This window comes from Dehalococcoidales bacterium (assembly GCA_030698765.1).
GTDB lineage: Bacteria > Chloroflexota > Dehalococcoidia > Dehalococcoidales > UBA2162 > JAUYMF01.
The window spans coordinates 1-10,348 of sequence record JAUYMF010000097.1; the positions used below are offsets into that span (position 1 = coordinate 1).

The 10,348-nt window shown below is 55.0% G+C and carries 7 protein-coding genes; 2 read left to right on the forward strand and 5 right to left on the reverse strand.

Annotation, left to right across the window (positions count from 1 at the left end; genetic code table 11):
- Positions 1-391 precede the first annotated feature (391 nt).
- Positions 392-2,059, forward strand: a complete 1,668-nt coding sequence (gene metG / locus Q8Q07_04510) for a methionine--tRNA ligase (GenBank protein MDP3879555.1) — start codon at positions 392-394, stop codon at positions 2,057-2,059.
- A gap of 50 nt (positions 2,060-2,109) precedes the next feature.
- The gene (locus tag Q8Q07_04515) at positions 2,110-3,075 is read left to right on the forward strand and encodes a polyprenyl synthetase family protein (GenBank protein ID MDP3879556.1); all 966 of its coding nucleotides are present in this window, start codon (positions 2,110-2,112) and stop codon (positions 3,073-3,075) included.
- 21 nt (positions 3,076-3,096) lie between these two features.
- On the opposite strand, the gene ftsH is transcribed toward Q8Q07_04515, so the two are convergent.
- From ftsH to Q8Q07_04540, 5 genes are all read right to left on the reverse strand, one after another.
- The gene (ftsH, locus tag Q8Q07_04520; protein ID MDP3879557.1) at positions 3,097-5,031 is read right to left on the reverse strand and encodes an ATP-dependent zinc metalloprotease FtsH; all 1,935 of its coding nucleotides are present in this window, start codon (positions 5,029-5,031) and stop codon (positions 3,097-3,099) included.
- 266 nt (positions 5,032-5,297) lie between these two features.
- Positions 5,298-6,137, reverse strand: a complete 840-nt coding sequence (locus Q8Q07_04525; GenBank protein ID MDP3879558.1) for a TIM barrel protein — start codon at positions 6,135-6,137, stop codon at positions 5,298-5,300.
- Between the two features lie 136 nt (positions 6,138-6,273).
- Complete coding sequence (locus Q8Q07_04530; protein MDP3879559.1) at positions 6,274-7,506, reverse strand: ABC transporter permease; 1,233 nt, start codon at positions 7,504-7,506, stop codon at positions 6,274-6,276.
- A complete protein-coding gene (locus tag Q8Q07_04535; protein MDP3879560.1) occupies positions 7,503-8,171 on the reverse strand; it encodes an ABC transporter ATP-binding protein in 669 nt (222 codons plus the stop codon). The genes Q8Q07_04530 and Q8Q07_04535 overlap by 4 nt, the downstream gene beginning before the upstream one ends.
- Positions 8,168-9,841, reverse strand: a complete 1,674-nt coding sequence (locus tag Q8Q07_04540) for an HlyD family efflux transporter periplasmic adaptor subunit (protein ID MDP3879561.1) — start codon at positions 9,839-9,841, stop codon at positions 8,168-8,170. Before Q8Q07_04540 ends, Q8Q07_04535 begins: the two co-directional genes overlap by 4 nt.
- Positions 9,842-10,348 lie beyond the last annotated feature (507 nt).

A 10,348-nucleotide genomic window follows, 5' to 3' on the forward strand; every position in this document is an offset into this window, starting at 1 on the left:
TCCAATAAAAAGCACGTTACTCGTGTTGTCATTGCGAGGAGTCCGCCTCCGGTGGACGACGTGGCAATCTGGGGGTAAGGGATAATTCCGCCCCCGCCGAGATTGCTTCGCCTTCCGGCTCTGCCGGAATGGTCTCGCAATGACACCGCCAACCAAAACCGAATAATACCATAGCGCAAGCGCGCAGTTCCGCAATCTTTGTCTTGTTGGGGAGTAGACGATAATTGGTGCCGCGCTCCTTTGTTCTAACCCTTCAAATCGGCTCCTTTGCAGGGTAGACAGAATACAAAACTTTGGTTTATATTGTGTTTGCCTGTTGATATAGCCGGAAGATACAAATTTGAGCTAAACGGTCAGGCTGTAGACGGGGGGTCTATCAACCGGAACAATAATGAGTGAGAAAATTTTCATCGGGGTAGCCTGGCCTTACGCTAACGGGCCGCTGCATTTAGGCCACATCGCCGGGGCTTATCTACCGGCGGATATATTCGCCCGCTATCACCGCGCCAAAGGCAATGAAGTATTGATGGTGTCCGGTTCTGACCAGCACGGCACACCAATAACCATTAAGGCGGAACAGGAGGGGAAGAAACCGGCCGAGGTTGCGGCATTTTATCACCGGTCTTTCCTTGATTCGTGGTCGAAACTGGGTATTTCCTTCGATCTGTTCACCAGCACCAGCACCGCCAACCATGCTGAAGTAACCCGGGATATCTTTCTGAAACTGCTGGAACGGGGTTATATCTACAAAGATACCACGTCACAAGCCTTCTGTCCTCAATGCCGGCGTTTCTTGCCCGACCGCTATGTCGAGGGCACCTGCCCGTACTGCGCCTCTCCCCGCGCCCGTGGTGACCAGTGTGATCAATGCGGCAAGCCGATGAACACCGCTGAACTGATTAACCCGCACTGCCGCGTCTGCGGCAGTACCCCTGAGTTCAGGGAGACCGAGCACTTCTTTCTAAGGCTGAGCTCTTTCAGCGACTGTCTCTCGGCGTGGGCGGAAAAGCAAAGTCAGTGGCGTCCTAATGTCTTTATGCTCACCCAGCGCTACCTGAAAGAGGGACTCCGGGATAGAGCCATTACCCGTGATATTGACTGGGGAGTACCGGTACCGGTAGCCGGATTTGAGAACAAACGTATCTACGTCTGGTTTGAGGCGGTCATTGGCTATCTTTCCGCCACCAGAGAATGGGCTAAATCCGGCGGAGATGATGAGCGGTGGCGCTCCTTCTGGCAACATGATGAGGCCAAGAGCTACTATTTCATCGGCAAGGACAACATTCCCTTCCATACCCTTATCTGGCCGGCAATGCTGATGGGCTATGGCGACCTGAACCTGCCCTATGATATCCCGGCTAACGAATTCCTGACCATCGAGGGCAGGAAACTATCCACCAGTCAGAACTGGGCGGTCTGGCTGCCTGATTATCTTTCACGGTATGACCCGGACCCGCTGCGTTACCTGCTCTCAATTAACATGCCGGAAACGAGTGACACCGATTTCTCCTGGCGCGAGTTCATCCGCCGCAATAATGACGAACTGGTAGCTACCTACGGTAACCTGGTCAACCGGGTGCTTACCTTAACATATCGCAACTTCGATGGCTGCGTGCCGGCGCCGGCGGAGCTGGACAGCAGTTCACGGGCACTGCTCGATAAGGCCATCGATACCCCGCGCAGCGTGGACGCGCTTCTATCCCGCTGCTCTTTCCGGGAAGCGATCAGAACGGCGATGTCCCTGGCCCATGACGCTAACCGCTATCTGGATCAGAAATCTCCCTGGAAGATAATAAAAGAGGACCGGCAGGCGGCTGCCGATTCCCTTTATGTAGCTCTTTGCGCAATATCCTGCCTTAAAACAGTGCTCTATCCCTTCCTGCCCTTTAGCTCCCAGAAAGTGCACGAGTATCTTGGCTTTGAGGGCAAGGTTGAAGATTATGGCTGGCAGCCAACTGTGCCGGAACCGGGGCAGAAGCTGCGGGAATCCAAGCCCCTCTTTACCAAGCTGGATGGAGCGGTAGCTGAAGCAGAGACCAGCCGTCTGGGGCAGGTTTAGTCAAGGTCAATTGTTAATTCCGTTCACCCTGTAAAAAGGAGAGGATAACGTTGGAACTAGCCGAAATTTACGCGCCGGTCCAGGAAGACCTGACCAGGGTTGAAGATAGGCTCGTTGCCGTCAGCCAGGCTGATTACCCCCGTCTCTCCGAACTATTAGATTACAGCCTGAAGAGCAATGGCAAGAGGATACGGCCGATACTAACCCTGATGTCAGGCCAGTTCTATGACTACAACCTCGAGCTTCTGCTGCCGATGGCGACAGCGGTTGAAATTATGCACACGGCTACCCTGGTACATGATGACGCTATCGATAACTCGCAAACGCGGCGGGGGCGCCGGACAGTCTACAGCCTGTGGGGTGCGGAAAAAGCGGTACTCCTCGGGGATTACCTCTTCGCCGAGGCGGGAGCGCTTACCGCCAGCACCGGGAACCTGCGTGTCATCAAGCTCTTCGCCAGGACACTCAAGACTATCTCCAGTGGAGAGCTGAGCCAGTCCTTCAGCGCCTTCGATCTCGAACAAAGCCGTTCCCAGTATATGCAAAGGGTCACCCAGAAGACGGCTTCCCTCTTTTGCATGTCAACCGAATCGGGGGCTGCTTTGAGCCAGGCCCCGGAAGCGTCAATCCAGATACTGATCGAGTACGCTCACAACCTGGGTATCGCTTTCCAGATTGTGGATGATATCCTGGATTTTATCGGCACTGAAGAGGAACTGGGCAAACCAACCGGCTCTGATTTAGCCCAGGGTACCATCACCCTGCCCTCAATACTGCTTCTGGAACGCTACCCCGAGGACAATCCGGTAAAGAGACTGTTCCGCGATCATGATGACCGGGAAAACATAAAACAGGCGATAGAAATGGTACGTGACTCGTCAATCATCCAGGAATGTTACCAGGTTGCCTCAGAATACAGTGCTCAAGCCTGCCGCAACCTCAAGCAGCTACCTGATAACGCCAGCCGTCAATCACTGCTGGCACTGGCCGATTATATTGTCAGGCGGAAGAGATAGTTACTTCCCTTCAATCCCTGTCTAATCGGACGGCGTCGGGGTCTGTTTGGGCATCAGTTCCGGTATCGCCCGGGGCTTTCGGGAGGCGGGTTTAGAAACCGGGTTAGCCTCAACTTCCGGCTCTACCGGTACCGGGGTGGGGCTGGGGGTAACTTTGGGGGCAGGTTTAGGCTGTACGTCCCCCAGGAGCTCGTCTAAGTCTTTACCCTCCAATGTCTCCTGGGCAATAAGCTTATCGGCTATTTGAACTAACTTTGTCCTATTTTCGGCTAAAATCCTTTTCGCCGTCTGGTAAGCTTCGTCGATAATCTTGTTAACTTCCCGGTCAATTTCCAGGGCAAACCTTTCACTGTAGTCCCTCTGCTCAGCAATCTCACGGCCGAGGAAGACCATTTCCTGCTTATCACCATAAGTCCTCGGCCCCAGCTTATCGCTCATGCCGAAATCAACAACCATTTTACGGGCATAATCGGTCGCCCGTTTAATGTCGCTGTGCGGCCCTGTCGTCCGCTCGTTAAATATCATCTCTTCGGCGGCATGACCGCCCATCAGGGTAGCCAGGGTATCCTTAAGCTGGGAGCGGGTATACATACTGCGGTCTTCCTCAAGAAACCTGGTATAACCTCCGGCCATGCCACGGGGTATTATGGTTACCTTCCGCACCGGGTCAGCGTTGGGCAGGGTGCGGGCTACCAGGGCATGTCCCGCCTCATGATAGGCGGTAATTTCTTTTTCCCGGGCGCTTATCTTTTTGCTCTTTCTCTCCGGACCGGCAATTACGCGGTCAATGGACTCTTCCAGTTCTCTCATCCCGATACTTTTCTCGCCGCGCCTCGCTGCCAGAATAGCCGCTTCATTAACCAGATTGGCAAGGTCAGCGCCGCTGAAACCGGCGGTCTGCTTGGCCAGCATTTCCAGGTCGACGCCGCTATCAAACGGCTTACCTTTAGAATGTACCTTAAGTATGGCAGTCCGCCCGACAATATCAGGGCGGTCGAGGACTACCCGCCGGTCGAAACGGCCGGGACGCAGCAAAGCCGGGTCAAGTATATCAGGACGGTTGGTGGCTGCCAGCACAATGACACTGGTATTGGTATCAAAACCGTCCATCTCGGTCAGTATCTGGTTCAAGGTCTGTTCCCGTTCATCATGGCTCCCCCCCAGACCGGCGCCGCGCTGGCGGCCGACGGCATCAATCTCATCAACGAAGACGATACAGGGAGCACTACGCTTAGCCTGATCAAAGAGGTCACGTACCCGTGAGGCGCCAACACCGACAAACATCTCGACAAACTCACTGCCGCTGATGGAGAAGAAAGACACCCCGGCTTCACCGGCTACCGCGCGGGCCAGCAGCGTCTTGCCGGTACCAGGCGGGCCCACCAGCAATACTCCCTTGGGGATACGTGCTCCCAGACTCTGGAATTTCTCCCGTGACTTGAGAAACTCCACTACTTCGTACAGTTCCTGTTTGGCTTCATCCACTCCGGCAACGTCATCGAAGGTTACCGTCGGTTTGTCCTGGGAGAAGAGCCTGGCCCGGCTGCGGCCAAAATTGAGAGCCTGGTTATTAGCTCCACGGGCACGGAAGAATATGAAAAAGAGCAAGCCACCGAACAAGAGCAGCGGCAGGAAACCAAGCAGCATACTCCCCCAGTCAATACCGCCGGGTTCGATAACGAACTCTACCCCTTCAAGATTAAGCCCGGTAATTTCAAACAGGCTGGTATCACCCTTAAAGCTTTTCAGTTCGGTGCCATCGGTAGTGGTAATAGTCAACCATTCATCCTCCACCACAATCCTCTCAATCTGATTGCTCCGTGACATGGACGCTACTTCACTCAAAGGGATTTTCGCGGGTTCTTGAGTCGGGGAAAAGAGGACGGTGGCCAGAGCCACACCGGCCAGCAAAATAGCAATGTATAGTAATCCGCTACGTTTCCAGGTTGATGACATCACTTACCTCAATGGTCCTGGCTTGATTCTCAGCCTCACCCTTTTATATTATAACAGAAAGCGCCGTACATAGGAAAACCAGGGGTTTTATTCGCCTTTAGTTGCTTATATTTGTCATTGCGAGGGCAAAGCCCGAAGCAATCCGTGAGCCCGGGGCGGATTGCCTTGATATGCTCACGCGATTATCAAATACCCTCACAGCAGATTCCCGGATCGGCACGCCAGACCCCTTGGCCGAATTGTCTTACTCGCGCATAGCCGGATTTTCAGGGCGCTTTCTTCAAACCGTCGTAGGTCTCCTGTAGCCGCAGTGCATCACTCTCCAGACTCGGGCTTTCACAGATGACCAGACCCTTAACCTGCTGGTCCTTCAATGCCTGAAGGAGTTCAACGTACTGAAAGTCCGAGTCTTCCAGGTCCAGATGTTTTATTTCTCCCCTGGCTCCGTACTTGATACCGGAAAAATGAATGTGCATATTGTCCAGGGCAGCCAGGACTAACCCCTCTTTAATCTGTAACAGAACCGCCTCAAATTCCGGGTAAGAATTGAACTCCCCCGTCCGGGCATGGCAGTGGGCAACGTCGATGCAGGGGGCCAGCCCCTCCACCTCGTTACAGAGATTGATTATTTCCGTTACCGTACCAAACTGGCTGCCTTTACCGGTAACTTCCGGCCTGAGCCACACCCTGTTATTTTCTTCTCTGAGCTGGGCCATTACTTCCTGAAGGTATTTTTTTACGCGGGGATAAGTTTCCTCGGGTGAGTCGCCAAGGTAAAAAGCGGCGTGGAAAACAACGCTCTCCGCCCCACAGATAGAGGCAATCCGGGCCGATTGCAGCAAGCGTTGCTGGCTGGCTTTTATCTTCTCCGGCTCGCGGGCGTTCAGGTTGATGAAGTAAGGAGCGTGCGCCGACAGCTTTATCCCTTCCCGTCCCGCTACCTCGGATACCTGGCGGGCAGACTGTTCTCCCATCCTCACCCCCTGGACAAACTCCAGCTCCATGCAGCCCAGCCCGAGCTCGGCAATCCGTTCAATCCCGGATACGGTAGACCTTTCCCGGGCGCTGTGGGGGGTGCCGCCGGTACCGAAAAGAAGCTTTTCCATAGTTATTCCGTCCTGATAAGCAGTAAGACGCCCGCTATAATTTATTCCTATTCTGCCGGAAGTGCAAGCCGGCCGGGAACGCAATTTTATACTTTGCTCAACACGCTATGCAATCTCGGCCGAAGAATACCCCATCTCACTCCGCCCGGAGCGCTTCAATAGGGTCGAGCCGAGAAGCATTCCACGCCGGATAAAAACCGAAGAACAGACCGATGCCGACTGATACGGAAACAGCCAGAATCACGATATCAGCGCTGACCACGGGGGTCACCAGTCCCGTGCGGGAAACCATGTAAGAGACCACCCACCCGGCAATAACGCCGATAATACCTCCCGCCAGGGTCAGGAAGGCGGCCTCAATCAGGAATTGCAGCCAGATATCATATTCCCTGGCGCCCAGCGCCTTGCGGATGCCAATCTCTCTGGTCCTCTCCAGTACCGATACCAGCATGATATTCATCACCCCGATTCCCCCCACCAGCAATGAAATTGCCGCAATAGCCCCCAGGAGAGCGGTCATCGTGCCGGTAGCCTGCGAGACAGTTTCCGCTATCTGCTGCATGGAGATAATGCTAAAGTCATCATCCACATTAGGTCCGAGGCGGTGCCGGGTGCGGAGGAGGTTCGTGATTTCCTGTACCACGCTTTCCGCCTGCTTCTCATCACTTATTGTCAGCACGATTGACGATACTACACGCTCGCCCTGACTGGTGCGCGGTTGGGCGACCATCTGCTGCATGGCTGTCAATGGTACCAGAATGGAACTATCCGCCGAGTTGAACCCGCCCCCCTTACTCTCCAGTACCCCGATGACGCGGACAATATTACTTCCCATTCTCATCTGTTGCCCTACCGGGTCAGTATCTCCGAACAGGGTCTCTTTCACCTCAGAGCCGAGCACAGCTACCCTGGCGCCGCGCTGGTACTCATAATCAGAGAAGAAGGCGCCGCTGGCAATCTCCAGGTTCTGTATCTCCCGGTACTCCGGGGGGACGCCCGTAACCTGGGAATTCATATTATTGCTTCCGGCAACTACCTGCAGGTTGCTGGCGTAGGTAGGGGCGACCAGGGCTACACCGGCGACCTGGTCGGCTATTGCGGCCGCATCTTCCTGGGTCAGAGTACGGACACTGCCGGTAGCCCCCCTGACTCCCCCGAATGTAGACGAACCGGGGCCGATAGTAATCAGGTTTGAGCCCAGGCTCCCGATACGCGCCAGGATATCCGCCTGGGCGCCCTTGCCGATGGACATCAGGCTAATCACGGCGGCAACTCCGATGACAATACCAAGAATAGTCAGAAAGCTGCGCAGTTTATGGGTTATGATGCCGACCCAGGCGGTGATCACAGGCTCAAACCACTTCTTCATACCTTCTCCTCCCCCACTATCTGACCATCCATGATACGGATAACACGCTGGCAATGGCTGGCAATGCTGGCCTCATGGGTTATCATCACCAGGGTAATCCCCTGCTCATCATGTAGAGACGTCAGAATAGACATTACCTCCTCACCGGAACGGCTGTCCAGATTCCCGGTAGGCTCATCAGCCAGCACCAGCGGCGGGTTCTTGACCAGGGCCCGGGCAATTGCGACCCTCTGCATCTCACCGCCGGAAAGCTCGGTGGGGCGGTGATTCGCCCGGTCAGACAGGCCGACTCTGGCCAGCGCCTCGACAGATCTCTTGCGGTCAACGCCACCGGCATATCTCATACCAAGCTCGACATTGGCCAGCGCCGAGAGCCGGGGCAGCAGGTTAAAGCTCTGAAAGACAAAACCTATCTTCCGGCTCCTGATGGCGGCCAGTTCCCGGTTACCGAGACGGCTTACTTCCTTGCCTTCCAGATAGTAACTACCGGAGGTCGGTTTATCCAGACAACCCAGTAGATTGAGCATGGTTGATTTACCGGAACCGGAGGGCCCCATAATCGCCACCATTTCCCCCTTTTCGATGTTAAGGCTTACTCCTCTGAGCACCTTTAGATCTCTCTTCCCCATGGGATAGACCTTGGTGACATCTTCCAGACGAATCATCTGATTCTCATCCCCGGTACAAACATGCCACCCTGCTGTCCCTGCCTTGTTTGCGTGGTCGGGGTGGTAGCCGTCCCCTGCGGTACGATAATCTGCTCTCCTTCACTGAGACCACCGGTCACTTCAGTGAACTGGTAGTCGCTGATGCCGGTCTCGATGGTCCGTTGTTCCCGCGTACCGTCCGCGCCCAGTACCTGGACAATAGTCTGCCTGCCCTGTGTGGTTATCGCCGCGTTCGGCACCAGCAGCACGTTGTTCCTCTGCTCCACGATGATACTCACCATCACGGTCAAGCCTTCCCTGAGATGGAAATCGGCAAGAGACAGTGCCGGCACCTCCTGACCTGTCTGGCCGGATGTCCCCGGTTGTCTCCCCATCCCCTGAGGGAATTGCCTCATCATCTCCTCCGCCTGCTCCGGGGTGATGCGCCCCGCGGCAACGGATTGCTGCAAACGCTCGGGGAGTTCGCCCTGAGTTGCGTTCCCCGTCGCCACCGCAGGAGGCGACACCTGGCGTTGCCGGGCTATCTCCTCAATCGGTTGCAGTGTAACCTTCACCTTGTAATTCACCACTCCCTGTGAAATGGTAGCGGTCGGGGAAATATGGGTGACTTCAGCCGGAAGACTCATCCCGGGCAGGGCGTCTACCCCTACCGTAGCCCTTCCCCCCAGGCTGACCTGCGGTATATCTCTCTCACTGACCAGTATTTCAGCCTCGAACTTATTCGGGTCGGCAAGCTGTACGGCAACGGTACCTTTCTGGATTTCGTCTCCCCCCTCTACGTTGACTTTAGTAATGAAACCATCGAAGGGAGCTTTAATAACAGGGCTGAAACCTCTGGCTTCATCCAGTGCGCTCCGGGCGTCGTTTGCATCCTGTCCGGCATCATCCCTGGACAACCGGGCATCAGCCACGGCTAACCTGGCATCCTCTACCGCTATCCCGGCATCCTCAAGCTGTCTCTGGCTTTGCTCAACCTGGAGATGAGTTTTAGCTACCTTCAGCGCCACATCACCGGTTACCGTAGCACTACTGCCATCCAGAATCCTTTGCAGCTTTCTCTGGGCGGCGTCCAGCAGGTTCTCGCTGATCGCTATCCGGTCAATCCAGTAGCCCGCACCCAGGTCACTGCCCGCCTCCAGCATTGCCCTGGCAATTTTTAGCTGTATCTCAGCCTCGTCCACGGCTTCTTGCGCCGCTTTGACATCGGCTATCTGACCCAGGTTATATTCCGCCGACTGCACGTCGAGTTCCGCCTGTCGCACCGCCAGTTCTTTGGTGGTAACCTGTCGCTCGGCTCTGGCCAGGTCACGCTCCTTGGTGGTCAGGGTACGCTCCGCTGTGGCCAGCGCTTTCTCTAACGTTCTGAGTTGTTTATCCCACTCCGAGGTATCAAGTCTCACCAGTTCCTGTCCCTTGCTCACAGAATCACCTTCACCCACCAGCACTTCCTCAACGGTTCCCGCCATCTCGAAAGCTAGTTCCTCTGTCCGGGATAATGCCAGGTTACCGACGGCGGTGATATCTACTTCCAGGTTGCCCCGCTGCACGGTTACGGGCTGTTCCTGCGTCGCCCGGCTCTCAGCCGCTCCGAGGCCGCAGCCCGATAGCAGGAATATCAGGCTGGCGGGAATAAAGATTATCCGGATTATCCTCAAGGCTCGTGTCATGTCTACTGTCTCCCATTTCCCTTACTGACCATTATCATAACAGAGGGAGTATTAAGTTCTGATTAAAATTGATAACTAAAAGCTAAGATAAACTAGTAACAAGTAACACCTATAGTTACGCTGCCGCCACTGCTGTCATTGCGAGACCATTCCGCTATAGGCGGAAGGCTTCAGCCCGAGTTCAGCGTTCGACTGAGCTCATGCCGAAGTCCCGAGGGCTTCAGCCCGAGTTCAGCCCGAGGGCGAAGCAATCTGTGTGTGGGGAAGGGTATACCTCACCCCTCAGATTGCCACGTCGGCTACGCCTCCTCGCAATGACAAATAAAACCCACCGAATGCAAACAGAACCTGCGCAATAGAGTATTGACGTAATTGCGTAATTACGCTATTGTTACCGGCTAGAGGGGCATCATGCCGGTTTTTTGCATAGCTAATCAGAAGGGTGGAGTCGGCAAAACAACGACTGCTGCCGCACTGGCTCAGGGTCTAAGTGAATACCAGAAGAGG